31 protein-coding genes are annotated in these 26,620 nt (G+C 69.1%); 13 read left to right on the top strand and 18 right to left on the bottom strand.

Annotation, left to right across the window (positions count from 1 at the left end):
• Positions 1-52: 52 nt before the first annotated feature.
• From C8N34_RS03645 to C8N34_RS03635, 3 genes are read right to left on the bottom strand one after another with little or no spacing between them, the layout of a single operon-like run.
• Positions 53-490 (bottom strand): thioesterase family protein, encoded by a 438-nt coding sequence (locus tag C8N34_RS03645; protein ID WP_059318881.1) that lies wholly within the window; start codon positions 488-490, stop codon positions 53-55.
• Positions 487-1,245 (bottom strand): class I SAM-dependent methyltransferase, encoded by a 759-nt coding sequence (locus C8N34_RS03640; RefSeq protein WP_059318880.1) that lies wholly within the window; start codon positions 1,243-1,245, stop codon positions 487-489. The genes C8N34_RS03645 and C8N34_RS03640 overlap by 4 nt, the downstream gene beginning before the upstream one ends.
• Positions 1,242-1,727, bottom strand: coding sequence for a MarR family winged helix-turn-helix transcriptional regulator (locus tag C8N34_RS03635; RefSeq protein ID WP_108127823.1), 486 nt, complete (start codon positions 1,725-1,727; stop codon positions 1,242-1,244). The genes C8N34_RS03640 and C8N34_RS03635 overlap by 4 nt, the downstream gene beginning before the upstream one ends.
• 111 nt (positions 1,728-1,838) lie before the next feature.
• Between C8N34_RS03635 and C8N34_RS03630 the strand changes: the two genes are divergently transcribed.
• A complete protein-coding gene (locus C8N34_RS03630) occupies positions 1,839-3,170 on the top strand; it encodes a CynX/NimT family MFS transporter (protein ID WP_199750658.1) in 1,332 nt (443 codons plus the stop codon).
• 202 nt (positions 3,171-3,372) lie between these two features.
• On the opposite strand, the gene C8N34_RS03625 is transcribed toward C8N34_RS03630, so the two are convergent.
• Positions 3,373-4,692, bottom strand: a complete 1,320-nt coding sequence (locus tag C8N34_RS03625; RefSeq protein WP_108127819.1) for an RNA-guided endonuclease InsQ/TnpB family protein — start codon at positions 4,690-4,692, stop codon at positions 3,373-3,375.
• Positions 4,693-4,734: 42 nt separating this feature from the next.
• Between C8N34_RS03625 and tnpA (C8N34_RS03620) the strand changes: the two genes are divergently transcribed.
• The 3 genes from tnpA (C8N34_RS03620) (at position 4,735) to C8N34_RS03610 (ending at position 7,791) form a co-directional block, all read left to right on the top strand.
• Positions 4,735-5,226 carry an IS200/IS605 family transposase gene (gene tnpA / locus C8N34_RS03620; protein ID WP_422387660.1) on the top strand — a complete coding sequence of 164 codons (492 nt, stop codon included), beginning with the start codon at positions 4,735-4,737 and terminating at the stop codon, positions 5,224-5,226.
• Positions 5,227-5,372: 146 nt separating this feature from the next.
• Entirely contained in the window at positions 5,373-6,581 is a 1,209-nt protein-coding gene (locus C8N34_RS03615) for a hypothetical protein (RefSeq protein ID WP_108127817.1), read from the top strand.
• A gap of 94 nt (positions 6,582-6,675) precedes the next feature.
• Positions 6,676-7,791 (top strand): DNA ligase, encoded by a 1,116-nt coding sequence (locus tag C8N34_RS03610; RefSeq protein ID WP_108127815.1) that lies wholly within the window; start codon positions 6,676-6,678, stop codon positions 7,789-7,791.
• A 45-nt stretch (positions 7,792-7,836) separates the two neighbouring features.
• Here the strand turns inward: C8N34_RS03610 and C8N34_RS03605 are convergent, their stop codons facing one another.
• A complete protein-coding gene (locus tag C8N34_RS03605) occupies positions 7,837-8,520 on the bottom strand; it encodes a hypothetical protein (RefSeq protein ID WP_145693576.1) in 684 nt (227 codons plus the stop codon).
• Positions 8,521-8,692: 172 nt separating this feature from the next.
• On the opposite strand from C8N34_RS03605, the gene C8N34_RS03600 reads away from it, so the two are divergent.
• The 3 genes from C8N34_RS03600 to C8N34_RS03590 are packed head-to-tail and all read left to right on the top strand — an operon-like array spanning position 8,693 to position 12,238.
• Positions 8,693-10,675: a hypothetical protein gene (locus C8N34_RS03600; protein ID WP_108127811.1), complete on the top strand. Its 1,983-nt coding sequence runs from the start codon at positions 8,693-8,695 to the stop codon at positions 10,673-10,675.
• A 12-nt stretch (positions 10,676-10,687) separates the two neighbouring features.
• Positions 10,688-11,749, top strand: coding sequence for an HlyD family secretion protein (locus C8N34_RS03595; RefSeq protein WP_108127809.1), 1,062 nt, complete (start codon positions 10,688-10,690; stop codon positions 11,747-11,749).
• A gap of 12 nt (positions 11,750-11,761) precedes the next feature.
• The gene (locus tag C8N34_RS03590; protein WP_108127806.1) at positions 11,762-12,238 is read left to right on the top strand and encodes a DUF6915 family protein; all 477 of its coding nucleotides are present in this window, start codon (positions 11,762-11,764) and stop codon (positions 12,236-12,238) included.
• An 18-nt stretch (positions 12,239-12,256) separates the two neighbouring features.
• Here C8N34_RS03590 and C8N34_RS03585 read toward each other — a convergent pair whose 3' ends face one another.
• From C8N34_RS03585 to C8N34_RS03570, 4 genes are all read right to left on the bottom strand, one after another.
• Positions 12,257-12,823 (bottom strand): hypothetical protein, encoded by a 567-nt coding sequence (locus C8N34_RS03585; protein ID WP_145693577.1) that lies wholly within the window; start codon positions 12,821-12,823, stop codon positions 12,257-12,259.
• A gap of 62 nt (positions 12,824-12,885) precedes the next feature.
• Complete coding sequence (locus C8N34_RS03580) at positions 12,886-13,920, bottom strand: hypothetical protein (protein ID WP_145693578.1); 1,035 nt, start codon at positions 13,918-13,920, stop codon at positions 12,886-12,888.
• Positions 13,921-13,995: 75 nt separating this feature from the next.
• Positions 13,996-15,066, bottom strand: coding sequence for an endonuclease/exonuclease/phosphatase family protein (locus C8N34_RS03575; RefSeq protein ID WP_108127800.1), 1,071 nt, complete (start codon positions 15,064-15,066; stop codon positions 13,996-13,998).
• A gap of 110 nt (positions 15,067-15,176) precedes the next feature.
• A complete protein-coding gene (locus C8N34_RS03570) occupies positions 15,177-15,521 on the bottom strand; it encodes a hypothetical protein (RefSeq protein WP_145693579.1) in 345 nt (114 codons plus the stop codon).
• Between the two features lie 713 nt (positions 15,522-16,234).
• On the opposite strand from C8N34_RS03570, the gene C8N34_RS03565 reads away from it, so the two are divergent.
• Both C8N34_RS03565 and C8N34_RS03560 read left to right on the top strand, forming a co-directional pair.
• Entirely contained in the window at positions 16,235-16,888 is a 654-nt protein-coding gene (locus tag C8N34_RS03565) for a hypothetical protein (protein WP_108127796.1), read from the top strand.
• A gap of 18 nt (positions 16,889-16,906) precedes the next feature.
• Positions 16,907-17,290 carry a hypothetical protein gene (locus tag C8N34_RS03560; protein WP_108127794.1) on the top strand — a complete coding sequence of 128 codons (384 nt, stop codon included), beginning with the start codon at positions 16,907-16,909 and terminating at the stop codon, positions 17,288-17,290.
• Here the strand turns inward: C8N34_RS03560 and C8N34_RS03555 are convergent.
• Positions 17,266-17,523, bottom strand: coding sequence for a hypothetical protein (locus C8N34_RS03555; RefSeq protein WP_108127792.1), 258 nt, complete (start codon positions 17,521-17,523; stop codon positions 17,266-17,268). The genes C8N34_RS03560 and C8N34_RS03555 overlap by 25 nt on opposite strands.
• Before the next feature lie 113 nt (positions 17,524-17,636).
• Between C8N34_RS03555 and C8N34_RS03550 the strand changes: the two genes are divergently transcribed.
• A complete protein-coding gene (locus tag C8N34_RS03550) occupies positions 17,637-19,022 on the top strand; it encodes a S1 family serine peptidase (RefSeq protein WP_108127790.1) in 1,386 nt (461 codons plus the stop codon).
• Positions 19,019-19,291 carry a hypothetical protein gene (locus tag C8N34_RS03545; protein WP_108127788.1) on the top strand — a complete coding sequence of 91 codons (273 nt, stop codon included), beginning with the start codon at positions 19,019-19,021 and terminating at the stop codon, positions 19,289-19,291. Before C8N34_RS03550 ends, C8N34_RS03545 begins: the two co-directional genes overlap by 4 nt.
• Here C8N34_RS03545 and C8N34_RS03540 read toward each other — a convergent pair.
• From C8N34_RS03540 to C8N34_RS03530, 3 genes are all read right to left on the bottom strand, one after another.
• A complete protein-coding gene (locus tag C8N34_RS03540; RefSeq protein WP_108128091.1) occupies positions 19,288-20,115 on the bottom strand; it encodes a metallophosphoesterase in 828 nt (275 codons plus the stop codon). The genes C8N34_RS03545 and C8N34_RS03540 overlap by 4 nt on opposite strands.
• A 196-nt stretch (positions 20,116-20,311) precedes the next feature.
• A complete protein-coding gene (locus tag C8N34_RS26210; RefSeq protein ID WP_158640586.1) occupies positions 20,312-21,736 on the bottom strand; it encodes a hypothetical protein in 1,425 nt (474 codons plus the stop codon).
• Positions 21,737-21,832: 96 nt separating this feature from the next.
• A complete protein-coding gene (locus C8N34_RS03530) occupies positions 21,833-22,000 on the bottom strand; it encodes a YdcH family protein (protein WP_108127785.1) in 168 nt (55 codons plus the stop codon).
• A 119-nt stretch (positions 22,001-22,119) separates the two neighbouring features.
• Between C8N34_RS03530 and C8N34_RS03525 the strand changes: the two genes are divergently transcribed.
• Both C8N34_RS03525 and C8N34_RS03520 read left to right on the top strand, forming a co-directional pair.
• A complete protein-coding gene (locus tag C8N34_RS03525) occupies positions 22,120-22,704 on the top strand; it encodes a hypothetical protein (RefSeq protein WP_108127783.1) in 585 nt (194 codons plus the stop codon).
• 149 nt (positions 22,705-22,853) lie between these two features.
• Positions 22,854-23,666, top strand: a complete 813-nt coding sequence (locus C8N34_RS03520) for a hypothetical protein (RefSeq protein ID WP_145693580.1) — start codon at positions 22,854-22,856, stop codon at positions 23,664-23,666.
• A gap of 1 nt (position 23,667) precedes the next feature.
• On the opposite strand, the gene C8N34_RS03515 is transcribed toward C8N34_RS03520, so the two are convergent.
• From C8N34_RS03515 to tnpA (C8N34_RS03495), 5 genes are all read right to left on the bottom strand, one after another.
• On the bottom strand, positions 23,668-24,030 hold the full coding sequence (locus C8N34_RS03515; protein WP_145693581.1) for a hypothetical protein: 363 nt from the start codon (positions 24,028-24,030) through the stop codon (positions 23,668-23,670).
• An 88-nt stretch (positions 24,031-24,118) separates the two neighbouring features.
• Positions 24,119-24,613, bottom strand: a complete 495-nt coding sequence (locus C8N34_RS03510) for a hypothetical protein (RefSeq protein WP_108127777.1) — start codon at positions 24,611-24,613, stop codon at positions 24,119-24,121.
• Positions 24,614-24,702: 89 nt separating this feature from the next.
• Entirely contained in the window at positions 24,703-25,755 is a 1,053-nt protein-coding gene (locus C8N34_RS03505; RefSeq protein WP_108127775.1) for an RNA-guided endonuclease InsQ/TnpB family protein, read from the bottom strand.
• A complete protein-coding gene (locus C8N34_RS03500; RefSeq protein ID WP_108127773.1) occupies positions 25,730-26,233 on the bottom strand; it encodes a hypothetical protein in 504 nt (167 codons plus the stop codon). Before C8N34_RS03500 ends, C8N34_RS03505 begins: the two co-directional genes overlap by 26 nt.
• Positions 26,230-26,620 (bottom strand): IS200/IS605 family transposase (tnpA, locus tag C8N34_RS03495; protein ID WP_108127771.1); only part of this gene is annotated, 391 nt, incomplete at its 5' end. The genes tnpA (C8N34_RS03495) and C8N34_RS03500, both read right to left, overlap by 4 nt.

The raw sequence follows: 26,620 nt of genomic DNA, 5'->3' as shown, positions 1-26,620 counted from the left end.
GCTAGCCTGCCGCGAATTGAGAACTCGGCTGTAGAGTAGTTTGGAACGGAGGCTAATTCCCGGCCTGTGCCGCCTTTTCTTGTAGGCGCTGGGTGAATCTGCTCAGGTCGATGATTGCTCGCCGATGCGTGCCCTCGCCAATGACGCCGCCTTCGTCCCGACATTGCACTTTGAACAGCAGCGCCTTGCCCTCGATACCGATGAGCTCGACTGTAGCTGTCACCGTCATTCCCACCGGGGTGGGGGCGATGTGGCTCACGTCGACATGGGTCCCCACTGTCCGTTGTTCCGCCGAGAGGAATGGGCGCAGCCCCTCGATACAGGTCTGCTCCACGAAGCCGATCATCATCGCCGTGGCCAGGACGGGCGGCATGTCGGCGAAGCCCGGCCAGGCCGGTTCCACCTCGGGAACGGTGTGGCGCGCAGCCACGGTCAGCGTTTCGCTATGGCACAGGCCGATGGATAAAGTGGCGCAGGTTGGGTTGCTCATACTCGTCCAATTCTCATGTTGATGGGCCAGGAAATAGCTTGCTTGCTCGCCGGGTCGCCCCAGATGTCGGCGATGTCGCTCGCGAAGCGATGCAGGATGTCCTCCCGCCCGGCTTCCCGTGCACGGCGCACGGCTGACCAGGTCGCGATGTAGCCGAGAAACTCCTCCAGATTCCAGTCGAGGCGGATCGCCATGGCGGGTGGGGCAAGCGGCGCGAACGGAAAATCCAGGGTGGCGTAACCACTATCCACTAACCGGCGCTCGGCCGGCCAATAGGGGCCGATCTCCTGCCCGTAGAACTGCTGGAAGCGAGCGTCCAGGCCTTCGTCCAGGCGCATGACGCCATAGCTGATCAGCGCCAGAACGGCGCTGGGCCGCGCGATGCGGCGCACCTCGGCGTAGAAGGCCGGCAGATCAAACCAGTGCGCGGCTTGCGCGGCAGTGATGAGACTCGCGCTGTGATCCGCCAGCGGCATCTGCTCCGCAGGTGCGCACTGATAGTCGACATTGGTCCGGGGAGTGGCATGCGCCACCTGATCGGCGCTCGGGTCCAGCCCCACGACGGCAGTGAAATGTTCCGCCAATTGCCCGGTGAGCTGGCCGTTTCCGCAGCCAACATCCACGGCAAGGGTGGCGTCGGGCGCCACCGAGGCAAGGTAGGCGGCGAGTTCGGCGGGATATTCCGGCCTGAAACGGGCGTAGGCCTGGCCGCCCTGATCGAACCAGTTTTTCAACCCGCTGGGGGTGCTGCTCATTGATCGATTCCTCGCGGCTGACCAAGTTTGATGTGCGTTAGGCGTTGCGCGAAGCCTTGCCGCTCCAACGCTTTTGCGGCGTCTTCCAGAATGCGGCGCAGCGGATGGCCGATTTCCCCTTCGAGTTCTTCGATCACCGCAAAGGTCGCGCTCCAGTGCTGGTTCAGCTTGGCCACCAGCTCCTTGCCATGGGGGGTGAGCCGAATACTGCTCTTGCGCCCATCCTCGACGCGATGGCGGGAAATCACCCCGTCGTTCTCCATGTGGCCAACTGTCTGGCTGATAGCGCCTTGGGTCAGGTGCGTGCGTGCGGTGATCTCCGTGACTGTCTTGGCGCCCGCCTGAATTGCCCTGAGCACGGGCGTATAGCGCGCCCGGTACTGGAGGCCCATCTGCCGGTAGTGCTCCTCGGCACCGTGCTCCACCAGATCCGAAACGTAGCGGAGCAGCTCGCCCAGGCCGGGCTCATTTCTCTCGTTCATGACTGCGACCTTCGGTTGCTGACTGCAAATTACATTAGCGCTAATGTATTCTGCACGCAACCGCGCTGGCTCAAGCGCGGTTACCCAAGGCCAACGATCGGAGTTCCCGCTGTGACTACCCCCACTGATGACGGCCATGCGCCGGCGATTGCTCTTCAGGAGCGTCGGCTTGAGCCTGAAGCCAGCGATACGCTGATCGACATCGAAGTGAACGAATCACCGATGCCGGCACCCGCGCCATCGGCGGGGACGCTGTTCCTGGCGTGCAGCCTGATCCTCGTGGCGTTCAATCTGCGCACGATCTTTCCCAGCCTGGGAGCGCTGCTGCCAGAGCTGAAAGCAGCCCTGAATCTGTCGTCGCATCTGGCCAGTTGGGTGACCACCTTGCCAGTCTTGTGCCTGGGGCTCTTCGCCCCGCTTGCACCCTGGCTGGCTCGGCGCATCGGTGCCGAGCGCACGATCTTTTGCCTGATGATCGCCCTGTCGGTCGGGGTGGCACTACGTGGAGCGGGTGGTCTAACCGGCCTGCTGTGCGGGTCTGTGCTTGCCGGGGCGGCAATCGCCATCATCAACGTCCTGCTGCCAGGCCTGATCAAGCGTGACTTCCCCCATGCCACTGGGGTGATGGCGGGGTTGTACGCCATGGCGCTGCTTGGGGGCGCCGCCACCGCAGCCGGAGCAACGATGCCGCTGGAAATGGCCCTCGGGGGCGAGTGGACGCAAGCGCTGTCGCTCTGGTGCGTACCGGCCGCCATCGCCTGCGCATGCTGGTTCTTTCAGCTCCCCAGGGGGGCCGCCATCCGGCGCATAGCGACGCCCCGAGTGCGGGGACTTTGGCGCTGTCCCCTGGCGTGGCAGCTCACCGCGTTCATGGTTTTGCAGTCGATGTACTCATTCACCGTCTTCGGCTGGCTTGCGCCATTCCTGCGAGATCGTGGCATACCTGCGGTGGATACTAGCCTTATCGTCTCGGTCTCGATTCTGCTGCAAACCGCCGCATGCCTGGCGGCCCCCATCATCGCAACGCGCCTGCCGAACCAGTCTTGGTTCAACATGGTCGTCGTGACCCTCACGGTCGTTGGATTCATCGGCTGCCTTGCCGCGCCACTGCATAGCGTGTGGTTTTGGGCTGGCGTGCAAGGTGTCGGCCAGGGGGCGCTGACCTCCATCGCCATGGCGATGATCGTATTGCGCTCAGGTGATGCCCATGTGGCCGCCGAACTGTCCGGCATGGTGCAAGGGGTTGGCTACGGACTGGGGGCATCCGGTCCCTTGCTGGTGGGCCTGCTCTACGAGCCCGGCGGAGGTTACGCCCGCGTGGGGGGCTTCCTGGTGGCGGTGGGCCTAGCGCTTCTCTGCTTCGGCTACCTATCGGGCCGGCAACGGTTGGTGTCAGTCAAGGTCGAGCCTGCCGAAGGCCTTGATCCAATCGTCATTGCCTGATGGATCCAACCTCCTCCGTCGCTGTAGTGCAATCGGCTTCTAATGTTCAGTGCAGCCGTCTTCTGAAAACGACAGACGTCTCCGAGAATTAACATTCGACAGGTAGCGATCTCTCTGGTCTCTCTAAAATGCCCGAGTTCCCGGCGAGTTTTGGTGAACACTCCCCGCACTGAAGTACGGGGCTTCAGGCTCATCTCGCGGCTCACGCCCGCACCGTTTCCGGCGCGATCGCTCCCCGCGGCTGAGTCCCTGACTTTTCCTTTTCCCGCGTCTCGCATGGCGCCGTGCTTGGTGCAGAGGGCTCAACGGGCAGCCCCGGCAGTCCCGGCCGGGGACGAAGTCCGAGGGCGATGAGCCCCCGTCTCCGGATTTCGATCGCGGCGTTCACGTCGGCGTCCGACTCGTGACCGCAGCTGGTGCACCGGAACCGGTCCCGGCTGACGCGGGACGCCGCATCGACGGTGAGGCATTGGGCGCAGGTGCGTGACGTGTTCGCGGCCGGGACCTTAAGCAGGACCCCGCCGTGCCACGCCAGCTTGTAGCGGAGCTGGCGTTCGATCTCGCCCCAGCCCACGTCGAGGATAGACCGGTTCAGGCCCGCCTTCTGGGCCACGTTCCGGCCGGGTTCCGCTACGGTCCCCTTCGCGGAGGCGGTCATGGCCTGAACCTTCAGGTCTTCGAGGATGACGACGCGGTGGTTTTTCGCGAACGTCGATGTGATCTGATGCGTCATGTCCCGACGCCGGCGCGTCAGCTTGGCCGTCTTCGCCCGAAGCCGCCCCAGTGCCTTCAGGTGGCGTTTCGACCCGCGCTGCGTCCGGGCCAGCTGCTTCTGGAGCCGCTTGAGCTTGCGCCGGTCCCGCTCCGTCGTCACCGGGGCGCCGAGGAGGGCCCCGTCCGAGGTGACCACCGGGACCACCGCGCCGCGGTCCGCGGCGACGACATCCGCCTCCGTGATCCCCTCCGGCTTCAGCGCGCGCCGAACCCGGACCGCCACCTGGACGCTGGCGTACCAGTGCGTCCCGTCCCGCCCGATCGTCACCCGACGGACCCGCCCCTCCAGCTGACGGTGGAACACGGCCCGGATCGGGCCGTTGTCGCGGGAGGTCCGGCCGAACTTCGGCAGGATCAGGACCCCGCGCCCCACGTCCACCCGGATCTGTTCCGGGTCCGGGAAGGTGAAGCTGTCGTTGCGGAGCCGCTTTCGCGGCCGCGGGTACCCGCCGGCCCCAGAGAAGAAGCGCTGGAAGGCGCTGTCCAGGTCGACCAGCGCCATCTGGAGGCAGTGGGCGGGGACCTCCTTGAGGAACGCCGCCTCGGCCTTCAGGTCCTTGATCTCCCGGCGCTGGCCGGCGCAGGAGATATGACGCCCCTGCGTGTCCCGGTACTGACGCCAGAAGGTCCGGCGCTGCTCCAGGCCCAGATTATAGACCAGGCGGCAGCAGCCGGAGATGCGCCGGAACATCTCCTCCTGCTCCGCCGTCGGATAGATCCGAAACCTGTACGCCTTGAGTTTTCGCATAAGGCGAATATACTCACCCTTCACAGATATGGAAGTGTGAAAATGTCAGATTTCAGAACAGGACGGCACGTAGTTCATCGTCTGAACGCGCACTTGGTCCTTACGACCAAGTACCGGCGGGACGCGATCCGGACGGACCGGGTCCGGGACCTCCTGAAAGGGGTCATGACTTCGGTCGCCGCGGACATGGGGGCGACGTTGGAGGCGGTGGAAGCGGACGGGGATCACATCCACCTCCTGATCTCTTACCCGCCCCAGCTCGCGTTGTCGAAGCTGGTTGGCAGCCTCAAGGGGGTCTCCGCCCGGCGCCTGCGCCAGCAGGGGTGGCCGGAGGTCCGCCGTGTCCTCTGGGGGGACAGCTTCTGGTCCCCCAGCTACTGCGTCGTCTCCTGCGGCGGAGCCCCCCTTGAAGTCGTCCGGACCTATGTCGAGACGCAGGCGGATCCGGACCGGGCCCGGATCGGACAGAAAATGCGTGCCGTCAGGAAAAGGCGGCGTCAGGGGAAAAAGGAAGACGCCTTGACCCCTCCCTGAACGAAGGGGATTGCGGCGAGTTTTGTTCAAATTCATGGGGGCAACGCTTCCTCGTTGAAATCGGACGTGGATCCGCATATCAGATATTAAAAAGCGAGGTTTCCGGTTAATGGGGACGGCGCTCCGGGAATTGTAATGAGGTCTGCATGCTGAGGCCTGACGAGTTTGACCGGGTCCGTGCGCAGGCCCGAAAGTTCCCGGACCCGGAGAGCTGGCGCGTGGGGGATCCGGAGAGCTATGCGCTCGCGCTACGTGCCGACCTGATCGGGGACCCCCATGTTACCCCGCATATGGTCGACCGGTCCCGGCTTACGGAGGTCTCGGTCAGGGCCGCAGCCGCCTATTATGCGACCCACGCGGACTGGCGTGAGAAGGACCCGATCACCTATTGGCGTGCGAGTGAGCTGGGACTGCTCGAGGACCGTTCGGTGGTCGGGCATATGCGCACCCGCGGCCCCGCGCTCAGTTTTCCGGAGGTGCGGCGGAGGGCGCATCGGCATGAGACCCTCGCCGCCTGGGCCGCAGCGGACCCGAAAGGGCACGAGAAGGCGGCCCGGTCCGGGTGGCTCTCCGCTCCGGAGCTCGTCGGACATTTCCCGGACGCCGTGATACGGCCCCCCCTGATCGATCTGATCCGCTCGGCGATCCGGTATGTTGATCTCAAGGGGTGGGAGATCGGTGACCCGTCTCTCTTTTCCGCAGCGCGGGAGGCGGGCTGGTTAACGCGGCCGGATCTGACGGGACATATGCTTGTCGGGATGCAAAACGTGCCCCCGCTCGCCGGTCTCATCGCTGAGCCGGGACGCGTACTCCTCGCCCCGCAGGAGGTCTCAGCAGCAGATGGCGATCTTTTTGCAGATCTTCTTCGTCAGAACGGGGTCCTGACCCCGCTGGGCGGGGGCTTCCTCCTGATCGTCGAATCGCTCACGTCTCATCCGCCCGCCGACCGCGAGAGGGCTCTGGTCAGCGAGCTCGCCCGACTCACCCGGGCACGAATCGTGCCGGGGGCGGTGTTCGAGGCGATGCGCGCGGGGCTCCCGGTCCCGGACGGGTCCTGGCCGGATTACGAGACGGACGGGCTGAGCCTCGATCTGCGTTTCGATAGGAAGCCCCTCAGTTTTCGGCCGTCCAGGCTCGCCTGGCGCCTCTTCAGCACCTCCTCCGGGGTCTCCGCTGTTCTAAGGGGCCTGTGCTCTCTGAAACGGGACCAGATCGATGAGCACGCGGACCGGGTGGTCGGTCGCCTCTCCCTCTCCGGTCGGACGGAGCTCAGGCGACGCCTCCCGGCGCTCCCGCCCCGCCTGCGTGAGCGGCTCGAGATTGCGCTCGCCCGGACCTCGCGCGGCGGGCGTTAGCCCCGAACGGTCCGTGAACCCGCCTTTTTCGTCCGGCATTTTCCGTTTTCGCCTCCCCTCCCTATTGTGATCGGGCAACCCAAAGGAGGTCCCGATGTCCGAGCCGAAATCCGCCCACCTGTTCTTCCGCGAGGGGTCCTCGGACAAGGTCTACAACGTCCATCTCGCACAAGGCCCGACCGGATGGGACGTCCGGTTCCAGAACGGGCGCCGCGGCAAGGCGCTCCGCGACGGGGTCAAGCTGGAGGGGTCCGATTACGCTTCCGCCCTCAGAGAGTTCGAGAAGGTCGTCTCTGCGAAAATCAAGGGGGGATACACGGAGCAGGAGAGCGGGGTCGCCTTCAGCTCGTCCGAGCTCGCCGGTCAGGTGACCGGGTTCCGCCCGCAGCTCCTCAACGAGGTCACGGAGGCGGAGGCGCTCGCGCTCGGCCCGGACTGGCTCGTGCAGGAGAAGCATGACGGGGAGCGGCGTGGGGCCCTGTTCGAGGACGGGGCGGCCGTCTACGCGAACCGGCGCGGACTCGCGGTGGGGGTGCAGGCCCCGATCGACGCGGCGTTTCGCCGGCTCGCCGAGGTGGTCGGACCGCTCACGCTCGACGCGGAGGACATGGGGGATCACCTGGTGATCTTCGACGTGACCCGGCATTTCATGATCGGCCCGGAGGCCCCGTTCCGGGAGCGCGCCGCGGTCCTCGCGCATCTGGACAAGACGATCCAGAACATCGGCCTGTTCGATCAGCTCCGGGTCGACGTGCCCACCCCGCTGCCCGATTTCATCAGGCTCGGCGCCCATGGGTCCTTCCGGCGCGCCGGGGCGGAGGGGTTCGTCCTGCGTCACGCGGACAGCGTCTACACGCCCGGCCGCCCCAGCTCCGGCGGGGAGGCGCTCAAGGTGAAGTTCTGGGCGGAGGCGACCTGCCGGGTCACCCCCGGCCGCGACGGGAAGGCGTCGATCGGGCTCGAGCTTCAGGACGGGATCGAGGGGCCCTGGGTCCCGGTCGGGAACGTCACCGTGCCCCCGAACCAGCCCATGCCCGCTCCGGGCGCGCTCGTCGAGGTCCGGTATCTTTACGCGGAGCCGGGCGGGGCCCTGTTCCAGCCGGTCCTGAAAGGGGTCCGTACGGACCTGACGGAGCAGGCGGCGCAGCTCGTTCAGCTGAAATACCGCGGCCAGGGCGAGCAGGGGACGGAGGGGCCGGACGGGCCCTGACCGTTCCGCTTGTCGCAAACAGGGGCAAGCCGTCCGCGGGACGGCTCAGCCGATCCGGAGGAGGTCCGGCCCGGTCTCCATCCGGACCTCATCGATCAGGTCCCGGACCGGGCGCATGGTGAGCCGCATCCGCGCCCCGGCCGCCCGCCGGAACGCCTCCGGCAGGGGCGCGCCCGACAGGGGGATCGCCGAGTCATAGCCGGGGATTGCGGCCAGACAGGCGGCGAGCCGGTCCGCCCAGGGGGCGCTGATCCGGTCCGCGAGCGCCCAGGCCTGAAGGTCCAGGAGGGCGGGGAGGAGCGGGGTGCGCCACGCCCGATGTGACCGGTATCCGGCCCCGGTCCCCGCCTCCAGGCAGGCGGCCAGGTGATCCGGGGTGAGCGGGGTCCGATACGCGCGCGCCCAGGCGTGCGCCGCCTCCACCGCCGACCGGAGCCAGATCCGTGCCGCGGGGAGACCCGGGTCCGCGAGCTCCGGATCGGTCAGATGCGCGAACCAGACCAGCTCGACCGCCCGGACCGTCTGCTCGGACCGTTCCTCGTCCAGCCGGAGGAGCCGGGTCAGCGCGTGATCCGCGATCGGGACCTGCGCTCCCTCGAGCCGGACGAGGCCCGTGCGCATCCGGTCCCAGTCCGGCAGGCCGCAGATCCGGGCGATCAGGTCGAGCGCGCGCGCCTGGGAGAGCGGGACCCCGAGGCGGCCGAGCAGGGCTGCGAGCCGGTCCGCCATCCGGACCGCCTCCTGCACGTTCGTCGGCTGCGCGTATCTCCCCATCCGTCCCCCTCACGTTTTGGCCGAGCATACCGGAATCTCCTCTTGAGGGGAAGCGAGGAAAGGAAAGCTACAGTTGTTCGCATAACCCCGCTAAGATCACCGTGACCAGTGAGAGGAGACCCCTGTCGTGACCGGGACCACCCTGCATCTTCAAAAGCCGGACCTGACCGGGTTCGAGGAGCTCCTGCTCATTACCGGGCGCAACCCGCTGACCCTCCTCTATGTGGGGTACCGGCCGGACACCGGCTTTGACGGGGGGCTCCTCGTGAACCCGAAACGGGACCCGCTCGCGGATTGCGCGGCGGACATCGACCGGTCTGCGGCGAAGGGGGCGCGTCCCGCGTTCCGGCCGGTCGCGGTCGGGATCCCGCCGCAAATCCTCGTTCGGGCGGTCCTCCGACCGGAGGAGGCGGGGGAGGCCGGCTACGCGCCCGAGCAGATCGCGGCCCTCTCCCGGATGATCCGGGACCGGTTGCCGGAGGGGGCGCTCGCCTATCTGAACCGGCCCGTGTTGCGGCTCACGGAGGAGCGCCGGGCCCCGCTGATCGACCAGGTGAACTTCCTCTCCTGCGGGGACCGGGAGGCGCGCCTTCAGGCGCTCCGCGCGGTCCCGCTGCACGCGGGCCTGATCCTGCGGGACCCGGCGTTCCGCGACCTGATCGATCAGCGCGCCCCCCTGACCCCGCTGATCGCGGAGCGGGGCGGGCTCGCCCCGGCGGAGATGCGGCGCTACGCGCAGCTTGAGGCCCGGATGGCCGCGACCCTCACCCGTGCGCTGGACGGGGCGGCACCGCTCAACCGGGAGCCCGCCGTCCGGCCGGGCGGGTTCGGGGTCCCGCTCCTGCGGGTTGACGCGGAGACGGTCCGGGACATCGCGCTCAAGACGGCGAAACGGGTGCGGGCGGACCAGGTCCCCACCAGCCCGGAGGACGCGGTCGACCTGCTCACCTACGTGTCCGAGGCGGAGCGGCTCCGCTCCGTCCTCAGCCTCGGGGAGGGGCCGTTCCGGCGCCACATGTCCCGGGTCCCGCCGGCCGCGGCCGGGGAGGGGGCCTGGGGGTCCGCCTGCCTGCACCTGAAGGGGCAGCTCCCGGAGCGGGAGACGTCGGACTACCTGCGCGCCCTCTCGACCGCGCTGGTGACCGGGCTCCTGATCAGCCGGCTCCGGGACCGGCCGGAGCTGGAGTTCGACCGGATGGGTCGGGCCGCCCTCGCGCTGCGCGAGAAGGCGGAGCCGGACCCGGCCGACGCGGCCCCGCTCGCCGCCTACGTCCAGGAGCTCTCGAGCGGGGATCACCGCATGAACCCGATCCGGGCGGAGATGACGAGGCTGATCGGAGAGGGGCACACGATCAAGTCCCTGCGCGAGGCGCAGGTCCGCTGGCACCACGTCCGCCAGACCTTCGAGAACGAGGTGATGACGAGCCGGGAGCCGCTCTCCTGGTCCCCGCTCCTGGGCGAGCTGGACCTGGACGGGGTCAGGGCGGTCGAGCTTACCTCGAGCGCGGCGCTCGACCGGCAGGGCCGGCTCGAGCGGCACTGCGTCGGCGGCTACACCGGGGTCGTGATGGGGGCCACCTCGGAGCGGGCCTCGCTGATCTTCTCCCTGGAGCGGGGGGGACGGATCCTGTCCACGATCGAGCTGACCGTCACCCAGAACCCCTGGGACAAGAGGGAGATCAGCTGGCGGATCAGCCAGAACAAGGCGGCCGGGAACGCGGAGCCGGACGATCTGGCGCTGCGGGCCGGGATGCGGCTGCGCGACGCGCTGGCGGACCTGCCCAAGCGGCGGGTGCGGGAATACCTGACCGGGATCCGGACCAACGCGACCCAGATCCGCGACCAGCTCGCCCTCGCGACCACCCGCTGCGGCGGGGACGTGGTGAACCCGGACCTGCCCGAACGGGTCCTGAGCGCCTACGCGGAGGTGCTCCCGAAAACGCTCCGCGGGCTCGACCCGGCCGGGCTCCTGGGGGAGCTGTCCCGGGTCGCCGGCGCCGACGTGACCGGGCGGATCGACGCGATAGCGGACCGGATCGTCAAGGCGCTGCCGGAGCCGGAACCTGAAAAGGACGCGCCGGATCAGACCGGCCTCCAGATGGCCTCATGAGGAGAGAGACGGATGACGGACCTGCTTGACGAGACGGATGATGACCTGATGGATCTGGATGAGCCCAACCCGAAGATCTGGCTCTACCCGTTCCTCGCGGAGCTGGGGATCACCCGGGTCGAGGCGAGCATGTCCGGCGGGGGAGATTCCGGACAGATCAATGACGTGATCTATTATCAAAGGGACGAGGTGATCAGCCCGACCGGGACCGATGCCGACTTCAGATCGCCGGATTCCGGACTCGTCCTCACCTGGTTTGTCACCGGCGGGATGATCGTGCGGGCGGGGGATCCGATCTGCGAGGTGGACCCGGTGGAGGCGAGAGAGCTGCTTTCATTGTGTCGCGAGCAGATCTCAGTTCTGGAGGAAATTGAACTCCGGCAAGAACAGTTCTCCGTTATGGCGGAACTTGAACAGCGTCAATCGCAGTCAGCCGTCCAGGACGAGAGCGGTCCCGGCCCGTCTGATGTTGAGAAGACGAAGGCGGCGCTCGCAGAGCGGATCAGCTGGCTTGAGAGCCGCGCCGATTCGCTCTCAACCCAGATCAAAGAGCGGGATCCGCTCTGCCTCCCGGTCGAGGACGCCCCTGAAAAGCCAGATATCCGGCGACAGCGGGAAATGCTTGAAGATCAGATCCCGGGGCTGGAGCAGCGCGCTGCCTTGACCCGTCTCACCGCCTCGTCGGACGGGTTCGTCAACGCGTTTGATCCGGCAGTGGCGATGCGGGGCTTCCGTTGCGCAGAAACGCTTATCACTCTAACTCCCCTCTCCCATGTCGACGAGATCCTCTCGAAGATGACCCTCGACGACGGCACAACCTCCCATGTCACCTTCAAGGACGTTCTCGAGACGATGTTCGAGAATGACGGCTCCTCCGCTGGGGACTGGATCAACAACGAGGGGGGGAGCGCTTTCTGCTCCTATGATCTGAGCCCGGAGCTGGGCCGGATCCGGCTGATCGACGTCGAATACACTCCGGGCGAGGAGTACGATGACGAGGAGGAGGACGACTGGGAGCCAGAGCTCGGGGATCCTGATGAGGAGGATGAGGATGATCCCGATGTGGAACCCTGAGGAGTTGTCCTGATGGCGCACCCCTGGCATCATGCGGTCTCGTCGGCTCGTAAATACGGCGGGCGGCCGGAGGACTATCTGGAGATTCACAGCTGGTTCGACGCGTCGAAAAGCCAGTTTGCGGATTTTCGTCACCGGGCGCTGCGCCACCACGCCTTCGGGATCTTCGAGGCGGAGCGGGTCTTCGGAGTGACGATTCAGAACTCCGACGGCAAGACCGTCCCGGTCCGGTTCATCGGGGAGCAGCACGTGCGCGAGGACTGCGGCGGGGTGATCCCGTCCGCGCAGGACTGGCTGCGGCTCATCCCGTCCAAGCCCTGGATGAACGTGGGCAAGCTCGCCTCCGATGACGCCCCCGCGCCGGAGGTGGCGGACCTCAGCCTCGAGGCGTGGCGCGCGACCGTCCTGCGCGGGGAGACCGTTCTCGGCCACAAGGAGTGGGCGGAGCGGCAGGCGCTCATCAGGAGCGCCCCGGAGGAGCGCGCTTAAGCGCATCCCTCCCCCTGATCAGGGGCAGGGGCTCTCGTCCGCCGCCTCGACGGGCTCCGCGGGCACCTCGGGTCGCCGCTTGAAGCTGAAACGGCCACGTCCCGGGTAGTCCTGCATCGCCGGCTCCCAGGCGCTGAACCGCTCGGTTCCGAAACGGGCCCGGCTCACCTCGCGAATGTGTCGGGCGACCCAGTCGTCCGAGGCGAAGGTGGGCGGGCAGACCCGGTCCAGACCGATGGTTACGGGTGACCCGTTGGCGAAGCCGAGGGTGAGGGCGCGGAGCTGCGGGTCCGGCTGCGCCACGAAGGGGCGGAAGGCCGCGTTGTTGAGGCAGGTCCCGACCAGGGTGCGCAGCTCCGGTCCCGGCTCCGGGGCGGCGCGGGCCCCTGCCGCCTCAAGCGCGGTGAGCCCGGTCTCCCCGAGCGCGAGCGCGAGGCGCGGGAGGACGGAGCGGATCAGGAGGGACTCGTAGCCGCGTTTGCGCGGGTCCCCGCCCAGGTCCGGATCCACCGTGATCGCGCTCCGCGCGAGGTCGATCAGGGCGCGGCCGAGAAACCGGTCCGGGAGCTGATAGAGACGGGTCATCTCCCGGCCGATCAGGCCGAGGCTCGCGCCTGAGGGGCGGAACGGGGAGGGCGCACCCCCGCTCATTGGTCCGGTTCCGGCCCGCCCGGCGCCAGAGGGGCGAACGGGTCCCGGGCCGGCCCCATCCCGGAGAGGGCGTCAATCCGCATCCCGATCAGTTTCGTCTTGATCCGGATCTGGTCCGCCCGCCCCTCCGGGAGCGGCACGCGGGCCGCGTCGATCTCCGCAAGGGTCGAGTCCGGCACGAACCGGCGCGCGCGCGGGTGCTCCTCGACCAGGTCGCTCAGCCGCTCCAGCCGGTCCGGGGTGAGCCCGTTTGACAGCTCCGCGGTCCGTTCCCGGGTCAGGTCCGAGCCGGCCAGGATAGAGTCGTGCACGAACCGCTCAAGTCCCGGGTTCTCCGAAACGAGCTCCCGGATCCGGTCCGCCCGCTCCTCCGCCGCCATCCGGACCAGGTCCTGGGGCAGGAAGCGGGCCATCCCGGGGGCGTCCTCCAGGAGCTGAAGCGCCCTCGCCTCCTGCTCCGGCGTCCGGATTGGGGCAGGTGCGGGGGTCGGGCCGATCTCCGCCCAGGCCCCCATCATCCGCTCATAGCCGGCGAGGGCCGCCTCCCCCTGCGGCAGGCCAAGCCGCTGATCGATGAGTATCTCGAGCGTCTCGGGGGAGGGGAGCCCTTTCGCGGGCACCGGGTCCGGGGCGGCGGCCGGGTCGAGGCGGGCCCGGGCGTCAATCACCTCATAGGCGATGAGCATCCCGTTCAGCCGGGCCTCCACGAGCGGGGCCGGCTCCGTCATCGACAGGATCACCCCCTCGGAGCGGGCGGCGCTGAGGCGCCCCTCATATGGGCTGAGGTCCGCGAGCCAGGCACCGGAGCTGACCAGGGCCTCATCCACGCGCGCGCTCACCCCCTCAGAGAGGGGGCGGACGCTCTCCACCCCGTCCCGGAACGCGCTGATCTCCGCGGCGAGGACCCGGCTCGTGACCGGCGCCGGCGCGGTCATCGCCGCGTCGAAATCCGCCCGGGCGAGGCCAGGGGTGAGGTTGAGGCCGATCGCGGCGATCGCGGCGATCATAGAGGTTGAGGGGCGGATCTGCACTTTTCGGCTCCATTCGGCTACGCCCTGATCATAGTCGCCGAATCTGAAAACGGGAAACGGCCCGTTTTTCGCAGATCAGCAGTTGCCGGCGCGCCGGTACCCGGCGGAGAGCGCCTCCGCCTCGGAGGCGAAGGGGCGGCGGTTCCCCGCCCCGACAGCGTCGTAGCTCGGGCAGCCGGGCAGGTGATAGACCTTCGAGCGGGCGTTCCCGATGATCGGGCCGGACGCGTCCGCCTCGGATCCGGCCGGAGCGGCGGTGGGCGCGGCCCCCTCCGTCCCGGCCTGAACGCCGATCCGGCCCCCCTCGACATCATTCGGGGCGAACCGGGCGGAGGCCCCCGCGGCGAGGGTCACGTAGACCGGGATATGGTCGGAGACCCGCTCACGCGCCGCCTCATGGGAGATCCCCAGGATCTGACCCGGGAACTCCACCCTCCCGTAGCCGGAGATCGGCAGATCGGCCCCCACGTCCACCCAGATGTTGTCGTAGAGGTTGGCGAACCGGCCGTCGGTCGTGGAGATCGTGGTCGCCCCCTCCCGGATCAGCGGGAAGGCGACCTCCCCGAGCGGCGCCCAGGCCGGGTTCGTCGGGGGGAGGTTGAAGTCCCCCATCAGGAGGACCGGCAGGCCCGGGAAGCTCGCGCGAAGCCAGTCGTGATAGGCGCGCAGCGCGCGCGCCTCCGCCTCACGACCCGCAACGTCCTCCCCGTAGATCGCGTGCAGGGTGGCGGCGAGGAACCGGACCCGGTCGTGCGTCTCGAAGACGGCGGAGAACGGCTCCCGGGCGAACAGGTCCCGGTCATCCGTGTAGACGACCGCCCCCTCGACCCAGGTGACCCGGTCCGCGCGCCAGGTGAAACAGTACATCTCCCGGTAGGAGCCGCGTCCGATCAGATGCGAGCAGAGCCGGTCCCAGTCCGCGCCGGTGCGCGCCTCGAGCGCCGCCTCAAGCCGGCCGATCCCCTCCTCGCTCATCACCTCCTGGACCGCGATCAGGTCGAAGAGGGAGCCGACCTCCGCGAGCGCCGCGTAATCCTTCCCGTTGTCCCAGCCGAGGTTCCGGATGTTCCAGGAGGCGATCCGGGTCTCCGCCAGCGCGGGGGCGGATAGGGTTGAAAGGAGGGCGGTCAGGAGGAGGGCGCGCATGATTCTATTTCTCGCAAGTCAGCCGGTGCGCTGCGCGTAGAGGACGGCGCAGATCACGAGGAGGAGGATCGTTGCCTTGACGAGGCCGGCCGGGGGAGGCGGGGGGCGGATCATTCTGACCCCCGCTTGCGGCGCCAGGGGGCGTCCGCCTCCCAGTCCCCGGCCATGATCGCCCCGTGCGGGCGGATCTCGTCGACCACGTTGGCGAGCCCGAACCGGGCCTCGGATTCTGACGTGATGTTAAGCCGCCAGTCGGGCGGGGTCGCGTGCAGGGGCCGCTCGCGCGCCGCCCGTGCGGCCTCCGCCGCCGCGATGCGGTCGACGTAGCCCTGTGCGATCCGGGCCGCCTGTGACAGGGACAGCCGCCGCTCCGTGATCTCCCGTAGCGCCTCCCCAAACCAGGGGGCGGGCGCAAAGCCCATCTCGATCAGGTCCTTCCCGCTCACGTCCGACATGTTCACCCTCATCACCTCAAGATTTGCGAAAAATTATACGTTTTCCGTCAGCTGCGCAAGGGCGCCGGCACCGAAAAGAGCCGTCGGGGCGGATCCTTGCCTCTTCCCGCCCCAATCTGTCAGAGGTGCGCGGGGATGTTTGGATCCTTCCTCTTGTTGTTGTTTCCCATTTGACATCCAGGCATGTGCGAAAAAATAATTGCAAAGCCGAGATCTCAAGCCTATCCTTTCCAGATCATTATTCGCAAGGCGGGGTCAGAATGACGGGACTATCTTCCGTCCTGAAGGGGGTTCAGCCGGACCTTCGGGACACGATCAGACGACTACATCAGGAGGGGTGGACCCCCTCAAAGACGAACGGTGGGCATATTCGCCTCGAGCACGCGGATGCGGCGAAGCCGGTCTTCACCTCATCGACCCCTTCGGACTTTCGCACCCCGTTCAACCTGGTTCGGGACTGCCGAAGCGCGCTGATGGGGACGGCTCGTTGCCCGGACCCTTCAACGACCCTTATCGGCCCGGACCAGGCGGCGGAGATCCTGAGCATGCACAAACGCAAGCGACGTCGGAGCGGACGCCGGAGCGTCGAGACGATCCCCGCTCTTGTGGTGAGCCGGATCGGATCTGAGCCTGCGAGAAAAGAGGATCGCAGGCGCAACCCGGCCGTAGAGCAGGGCCCGATCGTCGCCCGTGATGTGACCGGTGAAGAGCAGATGACCCGGATCGAGACCCCGGAGGCGGGTCAACAGGAACAGCAGAAGGAGCTGACCGAAATGAACATGATCGTCGAACCCGAGATCGCCACCGCCACCCGCGTTCCGGAGGTCCCGGCCGCTGCGCCGACCGCCCGCGCAACACCCGCCCCCCGCGTGAAAGCGCCTTCTGTCGGAGGTACCACGCGGACGGCCCGCGCAGGCAGCCCGAAAGCCGACCCGGTTTCGGCTCCCGTCCCGGTCACCGGGTCTGTCCCTCTGGACCAGGAGGCGGTCCGGATCGGGATGATGATCGCCCGTGGCGAGCTGACCACCCTGACGATCACCCCGGAGATGGTCGGGCAGACGCTCGTCTTCACCCGGCCCCCCTATCTGATCGCCGCCCTGGCCGAGACGGCAGAGGGCGTGCCGGCGGCGCCGCGGATCATCCGGCGCAACCTCGCCTTCAACGATGCGATCCTGGACTTTCTACGCGGCTTCGCCGGGGAGGACGTGCCGCTGAGCATGATCGCCGAGCACATGGTCTCGAAAGGGCACTACAGGCAAAGGTCGGCGCGTTTCGGGGTACGGTCGCGGCTGGACCAGCTCGTCGAGGCGGGCCTGGTCACGCTCATCTGCGGTCCGGGCGAGCCGCACGCCCGTCTGATCGGCTGAGGGAGGGGGCGGACGCCGATGTCTGACCTCCCGGACCCGGGCTACGTTCGGATCGGCTCCGCCCTCGTCCGTCTCGACGGGACACGGGCGCGGCTGGAGCGGTCGTTTCAGGCGCATCTGCGTCTTTACGCCGAGGAGCTGCGGGCCCCGGACCTCGCGGACCCGGACGTGTTCGTCACGCTGATCCAGGCGGCTGAGGAGATGCGGATCCCCAGAGGCCGGCTCGCGGATCTCTGTGAGGTCAGCTCACAGGAGCTGAGGCTCTGGGTCCGGGGTCGGGACCTGCCCGATCGGGAGGGGCGGGGACGTGTTCTCGCACGTCTGATGGCCGAGGTGGCGGCCCGGCTCCGGGCCCTGCCGGACCTCTCATTGCCCGATCAGGCGGCGAGCCGGATCTCGTGAATCGGCTCCTCCGTGACGGGGCGGATCCGCCCGCTGCGGAACTCCTCCATCCCGAGAAACCAGACCTCGACCAGATGATCCTTGCGGCCGTCAGGGGAGACCTCCCGGATCCGGTCCAGGGCCCAGTCCCGGTCGCGTCCGTGGCGCAGGACGCAGCGGTAGATCGCCGCGACCCGCCAGCACTGGTAGATCGGGTCCCGGTCCCTGAGTTTCACGCCCATCTCGGCCTCCATCCGTGTGATCCTCCCCCACTCTCCACCCCCGACCGGAAAATCGGAAGGGGGCACGCGAAAAACGCTACTCGTTTTCGGGTCCGCGGCCCATTTCCAGAGTTGGGAGTTTTCTCATGACCGATCTTTTCTCACACGGGGTCTCCCCGAAGCGGCTCGCCGCGCTTGCCGGGCTCCTGAGCGCCCTGGGGGCGGGTGCCGCGTTGCCGGACGGGCTCCCCTCCTCCGTCGGGGAGCGGAAAGAGGCCGCCTATCTCGAGATATTCCAGGACCGGATCCAGAGCGGGGAGGTGATCCTGACCGGCCCCGCCGCCCCCCTGTCCGGGGCCGGCCTGACCGGGGACGGGTCTGGGATCGAGGAACCGCCGCTCCCCTGTTTCCCGCCGGGCCAGAGCCGGCTTCTCCGGGACGGACGGGTCGCGGATGCGACCCTCATGCTGATGGCGGTCTACCGGATCGACGGCACGGACCTGGCCACCTCGATGTACGGGACCGGGACGGTGATCCGGGCGGAGACCGGGATCAACCGGGTCCTGACCGCCGCCCACGTGGCCAACCCGCAGGTCATCACCGCGCAGGGGGAGCCGGCGACCCTGTCCTCGATTCACGCCTTCGACGCGGAGGGGCGCCTCGTGGCGAACCTGGAACCGGCCCTGCACAGCGAATCGCGAATCCAGCTGGGGGAGATCTCGCACGATCTCATTCATGAGGACGTGATGGTCCTCGCGCCGAGCGCCTTCCCGAGCCCGGAGATGGCCCTCTCCTGGGCCGGGCGGGGCGTTGAGGTCTCCCCCGTCCAGTCCGAGAGCCTGATGGTGTTCCACGGGGAGGGGAACCGGTCCTTCATCGCCCCGGGCTACTCGGGCGCGGCCCTGCTCGATCCCGAAGGGCGCGCCGTCGGGCTCGTCTCGGAGATCCTCCCGGCCGTCAACTCCTACCGGGCCGCCGCGAACACGACGATGCCGGAGGCGACCCTGAACTGGGAGCACGGCCCGGTCCCGCTGCTCACCCCGCTCGCGCGTGAGCTGCTGGAGGAGGCGGCCTCCGGCCCCTCCGTCGGGGTGATGGTGGACGCGGTGGCCGGCGGGCCGCCGCTCTCCAGCCCACGCGTCCTGACCGCGCTCGGGGTTGATCCGGACCGGATCGAGCGGGTCCCGTCCCTGGACGCGGACCTCCTCTTCAGCGCCGGGTTCCCGGGTCGCGAGTGCCGCGCCTCCTGGCTCACGCATGTTCCCCGCCCGGACCTGCCCTTCCTGGACCGGACCGAGGGGCACGTGACCTCCCCCTCAAGGGCGCCGTTCATCTACACGGAGACGCCGGGGAACGTCATGATCCTCGGAGCGGACGGAAGGGTTCATGCGCCGGACCGGAAAGCGGGGTTCGGCCTCGCCGCGTTCCTGTCCACGATCGACGCGATGACCAGGTCCGGCCCGCCCGACCTGACCGTGACGGATCCGTTCGCCACGCCCGCCCCGGGCCCGGAGCTGGAGGGGCCGCGATGAGCCGCGAGATCGGACCGCTGCCGCTGATCGAGACGGGGGCGCAGACCCTCGTCGCGCTCCTGCCCGGGGAGCTCGAGGGGGCGGCGCGGCGCGCCGGCCGGGTGAGCCGGGACCGGGACGGGCTCCGGGTCGCGGTCCCGGGCGCGACCCTCCTGTTCGACCTGCGGGCGGAGCGGGCGCTGCGCGCCGCCCCCCGGCTCCTCCTCGTGGAGGCGGAGGGGGATCAGGCGCGTCTGCTCGGTGAGCTGACCCTCGCCTGGGACCTCTAGGGGGACGGCAGGGGGGCGGGCCGGTCCCAGGTGATCAGCCCGGTCATCGGGTCCCCGACCGGCCGGCCCGGGTCCACCTCCGGCGGGTAGCCCAGGGAGACGTTAAGGACGCGCGTGCGGCCAACCTCGTAATCCGCCGGCTGATGCGTGTGCCCGTGCACCCACATCTTCGGCTGACGGGCCAGGATCAGCTCGCTCAGGTCAGACCCGTAGGCGAAGGGGAGGTCGCCCGGCCCGGTCGTCCCGCGCAGGCTGTAGGGGTGGGGGGCGTGATGGGTCACCACGATCGTGTCCCCGTCGAACGGGGCGGCGAGCCGCGCGTCGAGCCAGGCCTTGTGGTCCGCGTGGATCCGGCTCGAATGGAGCGCGGACATCCGCCGGAACCCCTCGGACTCGACCCGGATCACCCGGTGGTCGTTCATCCGGTCCTCCGCCCGCATCCGGTTGAACTCGACGGTCAGCCCGCCGAGGGCCATGTCCGTCCACAGGGTGCAGTAGAGGAGCCGGACCCCCTCATGGATTAGCTCCGTCTTCTGCATGAAATGCGCCCCGGCCGCCTCCGCCGCCTCCCGCAGCTTGTCCTCCCGGTCGACCCGGCCCCCGTAATAGTCGTGGTTGCCGGGCCCCACATGGACCCGGTCCAGGTCGATATGTGCGGAGAGCCGGTCGAGCGCGTAACGCCACTGCACGTGCCCCTTGTTCGAGAGGTCCCCGGCGATCAGCAGGAGGTCCAGGTCGGACAGGTCCAGCCCCGCGAGCGGGTCCCGGCCCCGATCCGCCCACATGTCGGAGTGAAGGTCGGCGATGATCAGGATTCGGGGCATGGGGAGGGTCTCCAAACGGGCTTTCTCACCCTATCCGATGCGAAAAACCTTTACAACAGCTTGATTCGCTGGGATTATGCAAGGACTGCTCGGTTTGGAACCGTTCCGGCCTGTCCCGCTACGCTTCCTGACTGCCTCGACCTCAAGGGCCGCCCCCGGGCGGCCCCTTTTTTTGCGAAACGGGCTGATGGATCCGTTATTCGGCTCCGGTCGAGACGTTCAGCATCTGCCCCAGGACCGTCCAGTCCCCGAGCCCCATCATCCCGATGGTGAGGAGGGGGACCGGCTCGGCCGGGGCCGACCGGAAGGCGGCAATGCCCCCGTCACGGGCCCGGTCAACCCATGCGGTGACCAGCGCCCCCTTCTCCGCCCCGAGCCAGCCCGGGAGGGCGGCGTTCAGTACCTCGTAGGGGCTCATCCCGAGCACCCGCTCCAGGAGCTGCCCGACCCCGCGGTCGGAGAACCGGACCGAGGCGCCGGTGAGGCTGATCGGGGCCCCGGTCAGGAGCGCGCCGGGCGGGAGCGTGTTGAAGGAGGGGTCCGCGGGCCCGGTCGCGACCCCGAACTCGACGGCGAGGAGCGCGGTCGCGGTCCCGTCAAGGGTCAGCGAGCCGGTCAGCCCCTCCTCGCTCTTGCGCGCCACCCCGCTCAGGTCGATCCGGGCCCCCGGGTCCAGGGGGCCGGTCACACCGGTCAGGGCGGCCAGGCCGGTCCCGGTCACCTCGAGCCCTTTGAGGCTCACCAGCCCCTCACCGACCGCGGCGCGCAGCCCGTTCCACAGGTCCGCCCAGGGGAGCTGCTCCTCCGGGGCGCGCCCGGCGGCGATCGCCTTGGCGAGGGCGCGCGCGTGGCCGGTCGCGGCGAGCGGCAGGAGGCTGTCCCCGTCAAGACGCAGACCCGTCTCCAGCCGGCCCAGGCGCAGCTCGACCGTCCCGTTCATCAGGAGTTCCGCGCCGGAGAGGCTGAACGTGGAGCTCCAGGTCTCCCCGGTCGCCACCTCCGGCAGGCCCGGGGTGACCGGGGTCCGGAGCCGGACCCGCTGCTCCGCGACCCGGAGGCCGAGGCCGGCCGGGTCCGTCAGCTCCGCCCCGGTCAGCTCCTGGGTCAGGTCGAGCAGGCAGGCCTCGTCCGGGCCGGAGACGACCGCGTCAAGGCGCAGGGAGGCGATCCGCCCCCCGGACCCGAAGGTCACGTCGGAGCCGGCCACCCGGATCGGGGTCCGCAGGGCCCCGCAGAGCTCCGGGCTGACCCGCACCCCGTTCTCCCCGGCGAGCAGGGTGCCGGCCGGGAGCCCCCTGATCGCGAGCGGGACGGACAGGTCGATCCGGCCGATCTCCCCGCCGCCCCCCTCGGCGCGCGTGAAGCGGACCCGGTCCCCGATCAGGCCGACAGACCCCTCCGTCAGGGTGAGACGGGCCCCCTCCAGGCGGACCAGGTCCCCGCCCGCGCTGATCTCGAGCCCCTCATAGACCTCCTCGCCCCCCTCGACCCGTTCGGCCGTGTGGCGCACCTCCGCCCCCTCAGGCATCAGGCCGACGAGGGCGTCGAGGGCGGGGCCGGCGGAGGCGGGGCCGGTCATCAGGGCGATCAGGGCGGCGGTGCCGAGCAGGGGTCTTTTCATGGGTCGTCCCGTTTGCGAAAAAGGAAATCAAATCCTGTTTATCGCAAATCGACCCGGGTGGGAAGGGGGCGGGGGAGGTTATCCCCCGTCTTGGGGTCAGGCCCGCTCGATGGCGGCCAGCTCCTCCTTCACGGCCAGTTTGCGCTTCTTCAGCTCGACGATCTCGAGCGGGTCCGCGCCCGGATGGGCCTCCAGGGCGGTGATCTGCTGATCCAGCTCCTGGTGATCCCGGCGCAGCTTCTCGATACGACCTTCTACGGACATGCGTCCCTCCTTCCTGTTGATTGGTCCAGCCTGCACCGGATCGGGCGTTTCGGAAAGGGGGTATTTCGTGTTTTCGCGCGGTGGCTCTAGGCTGTTCCCAGAGGAGGGGGGAGGACCAGATGGCGGAGCAGGACAACAAGGGGACGGAGCTTCGGCTCCCCTTCTCCGGGTTCTACGAGACGGTGCATGAGCACCAGTTCGACCTGGCCGCCGAGGCGGCGGGGGTGGACTCTGACGCGGTCGACTGGCCGGCGGTCCGGCTCGGTTACGCGCAAGCCTATATGCGCGAGGTCTCAAGGCTGATCGGGGTCGGGATGACCTTCTCCCGGGTCAGCTCGCCCGACTTCTACAATTTCGGGACGGATGACATCCTGGTCCGGGTCGCGCCAGACCGGGTCCGCGCGTTGCACGCGGGGGTCATGTCGGACCCGGCACAGGCGGCCGCGTTCCGTGACCGGGTCCGCGCGGAGCTCTCCCCCCGCGCCGGGTTCGCGCCCTACTTCTCCGCGGACCTTGAGGACTGGGGGCCGGTCGGGACCTGGGAGCCGGCGCAGATCTCGCTCCTGCTTGATCACGCCTTCGCCCGGTCCGGAGCGGAGGAGACGGGGATCGCCGAATCGCTTTTCGACCGGACCCTGGAACTGGTCGCGGGCGCCCGGCGCGCCGATGCGAGCGCGGACAGGTCCGAGGAGCCCAGCCCGTGACCCGGTTTGACGACCTCGCCGCCTCTGAGGTCCGCTCGGAGACGGACGCGCTCCTGCTCGTCCATCACGCGACCCGGGAGTGGGGGTTCGACCCCGCCGAGCTGGCCCCGTTCACCCATTTCGGGACCCGGGCCGCGGCGCGTCAGCGGATGTTCGAATGGGGCGGGGCCCGGCTGATCTCCGGCCTCCTGGACATCAGGCGCCCCCTCTACCTGCCGGACCTGAACGACAATCACGGGCTGGACCGGCTCCTCGGGCTCCTCGCCGTCTCCGAGGCGGGGGCCGCCTTCGGGCCCGAGGTCCGGGGCCGGCTCCTCGCTCATGAGGAGGAGACCGGGGAGGGGTTCGACCTGCTCGCCCTCGAGCTCCGGGCGGCCGGCTATGACGGGATCGGCTACCGGAACCGTCATGAGGACCCCGGCTCCATGTCCTGGATGATCATCGCGCCGGATCAGCTGCGCCTGGTCCGGGACGGGCCGATCGAGGGGTCCCTCGACCCCTGGGAGCATGACCTGGACGCGTTCATCGGCCCCTCGCTGGTCCTCCCCGTCTTCGAGATCGACGGGCGCTGCGGCGCCTACGATCACCTCTGGGAGGCGCTCGAGGCGGAGGGGGTGGACCTTCCGGACCTCGCCCGGTCCCCGGACGGGTGGACCGTGCGCTGGCTGCCGGACTGGGAGCCGCCCGGCACGATGGGGCTTCTGGGCCCGGACGGGGCGGCGCGCGGGTTCTACATGGGCGGTCAGCTCTGGGTGGACCCGGAGGCGCGGGGGGCGGGCCGGTCCGCCCTCCTGATCGGGGCGGCGGCGGACCTGCTCGGCGACGTGCCGACGCAGAACCGGGACGGGCTCGGCTTCTCTCCGGCGGGGCACGCGGCGCACCTCTCCGCCTGGCGGCGGATCCGGGCGACGGCGGTCGAGAACGGGTACCTGGACCTTGAGGGGGACGACCCGTCCCCCTGACTCACGCGGGTAGGGGGCGCCGTGCCCGCTCCCGGGCCCAGCCGATGAAGGCGGTCAGGACCGGCTGCACGTTCACCTCATCCGCCCAGCCGGCGAACCCCACGAACCCGCCTTCCTCGAAGGTGACCGCCTGTCGGTCGGTGAAGTAGTCGGACCGACAGCGCAGCTCCGCGCTCCGAAGTCGCCCCTCTTGGGACCGGGTGAGGACCCGCCCCTGCATCCGGAAGGAACCGCGGATCAGCCCGGAGGCGCGCAGCCCCCGATCAAGACGCGCCCGAAGATCGGACAGGTCCGCCGCGGTCAGATCCCCGATCGTCAGGCCGGTCCCGGTCCAGGCCTCGCGCGCCAGCTCCCTGCTCAGCATGATCGACCCCGATTTGCGAAAATATAAATAGGACAATCGCGAATCTGAAAGATCGGGTCAACAGAAAATTCGCAAAGAGCGCGAAGGCTTAGACGGCGATCAGCCGTCCCGCGCCGCGCCCGTCCCGGCGCCGCGGCGCTTGGGCCGAGCGGGCCGAGAGGAGACGCCGGGTCCCGTCGGTGCCGATCAGCTCACGCCGCTCGCTGGACAGGACCTCCCCCGAGACCCGCCAGTAGAGCGCCTCGCTTTCCACCATCCGGTCTTCCTCCGCCCGGTAGTGGCCGGTGAGCCGACAGGTGGACCGGTCCGGCAGCAACAGCGCCATCAGCGCGTCCACGTCGCTGGACGGGGCCTCGATCCCGTCCCGGTCGAGCAGATATCCGCGCACGCCGGGTCCGGCGCAGGAGAGCACGAGCCCCTGGGCGTGACGCGAGACCATCACCGGATCGGACGTCTCCAGGCTGAGCCGGATCCCGTAACGCATGAAAACGGTCCGGACCCGACTGATCGGGCCACGCAGGGGGCCGACCCGGATGCGGCCGTCCGGGATCTGGGTGAAGGCGGGAACGGGAACGAGTCGCATCGGTCCTCCATGGCGAGATTCGAACCCATGGGATAGCACGTTCCTATTTTGTTCTCAATCGAAGCCTGCCCGGACGCGCGGTGACATCCTCACCCGGCCGAGGCCGGGTGCTTCCTGATTTTTTCGTATCCGTGAGGTTTCGGTTTACGCTCCAACGACAAAACGCCGATGGGAACGAGTCTGGCCTTCCGCCGTAGGCCGAAGCCACCGGCGGTGTTCTCATTGGACCTCAGGTCGCAAGAGGTCGACGTTTCATCGGGGGCTCTGACGGGCTCCTCACCCGTCCCCGGCGCGCTTTCGCGCGCCTGAGGCGTCGCCCCCTCCACGTCTGTCGGTCCCCTGCCCGGGGCCGTCGTCAACTTGTGCGTTCCGAACGCGATCAGCTCCGCGATATTCGCGGAGACGACGTCGCGCGGCGCGCTGACCCCGCAGGCGGGGCAGTGATGCCACCGGTCCCGCAGCGTCTTCGGGACGGAGGCGCCGCAGACGCAGGTCTGGCTGTTCCCGCCAACCCCCTCGCGCCGGTTCGGGACCGGGACCAGACGGGGGCCGAGCGCGGAGGCGAGCGCGTGGCGCTGCTGCGCCAGCGCCCGGTCGGACGCGATCCGGGCCAGCCTCCGGTTCCGGATCATGAACATGAGCCCGTGCGCCTCGTAGGCGACCCGGTCGTAGGCGTTGGCGACGCGCCGGGCGTTCACCTTGTGCCAGTGGTCCCGCACGTTCACGACCCGGGTGTGGGCGCGGCCCACCTCCGCGATCTGGCGCCGGAGCCGGTTCGGCCGCGGGAGCCGTACCGGCTCACGCCCCTCCGCCCTCGCGGCCCGGTTCTCCTCCGCCTGGCGCGCCTTGAGCGCCTCGAACTTGCGCGACAGGGCCCGCTGCGCCCTCCGCAGCCGGGCGAGCCCCTCGTCGAGTGCCCGCGGCGGGTCCAGCACCCGCCCATCCGACAGGGTCAGGGCGGCGGTCAGACCCGGGTCCGCACCGGCGTCCCCTACCCCTGCGCGTACGGGCTGGTAGAGGTCCTTGGCCTGGATCAGGCTGGTGAGGACGCACCACCAGCGCCCGTGTGCCCATTTCAGGGTCACGGTCTGGATCCGGCCCCGGACCTTGCGGTGATCATGCAGCCGGAACGTCCCGATCATGGACAGCTCGATGCGTCCGTCTTTCAGACGGGCCCCGTTCCCGTATTGGGGGTAGGTGATCGACCGGTACCGCTCGCGCCGGATCGGCTTCGGGGGGGCGCACGTTGGGGCGACGCTCCTTGAGCGCGTCCCAGAAACGGTTCCACCCCTCGTCGACCCGGTCCGCGATGTTCTTGACCACGAGGCTGTGGAGCGCCCCGGCCCCTTTCGGGTCCCGGCGGCGCCGCTCCGCGAGGACCATCTCCTGGTCCCGTTTCGTGAGCCGGGCCGGCGGGACGAGCCCCGCCTCCTTCGCGGCCCGGATCACGCGTCCGTTCTCCGCCCGGGCCTCGGCGAGGTCGTTGCGCAGCGCCCAGGCCGTGTCCAGCGCCCGGTGCAGGGCGGAGACGTCCTGATCGAGCCGGAGCGCGAAGCGCCAGGCCCGGATCTCGCCGGGGTGCTTGGGGCGCTTGACCCGTTTCGCGCGCGGCTTCTTCATGCCGAGGCCCCCTGGGCGGCGACGTAGCGGCGCACCGCCCCCTCGGAGATCGCTCCCACGGAGGCGACGAAGAAGCTCGGGGACCAGAGGGACCCGCCCGGGACGCGGCCCTTAAGCCAGGGGAAGGTCGCGCGCATCCGGCGCGCGCTCTCCCCCTTGAGGCGGCGCGCCACCTCGGAGGGGGGCGCGTCCGGCGGAGCGGTCACGAACAGGTGGACGTGATCCCGGTCCACCCCGACCAGCTCGAGCCCGTAACCGGCCCCGACCGAAACCTCAGACAGGACACGTTTGAGCGCCGCCTCCACCTTGCCGAAAAAGACGCGCCGTCTCCGTTTCGTCACGAAGACGAAATGGTACCCGAGGGCGCTTCGGCTGTGGCGGCGGCTG

This window comes from Gemmobacter caeni (assembly GCF_003054195.1).
GTDB lineage: Bacteria > Pseudomonadota > Alphaproteobacteria > Rhodobacterales > Rhodobacteraceae > Gemmobacter > Gemmobacter caeni.
The sequence above is the reverse complement of the archived record's forward strand: the minus strand, read 5'-3'. Positions and strand labels throughout refer to the sequence as shown.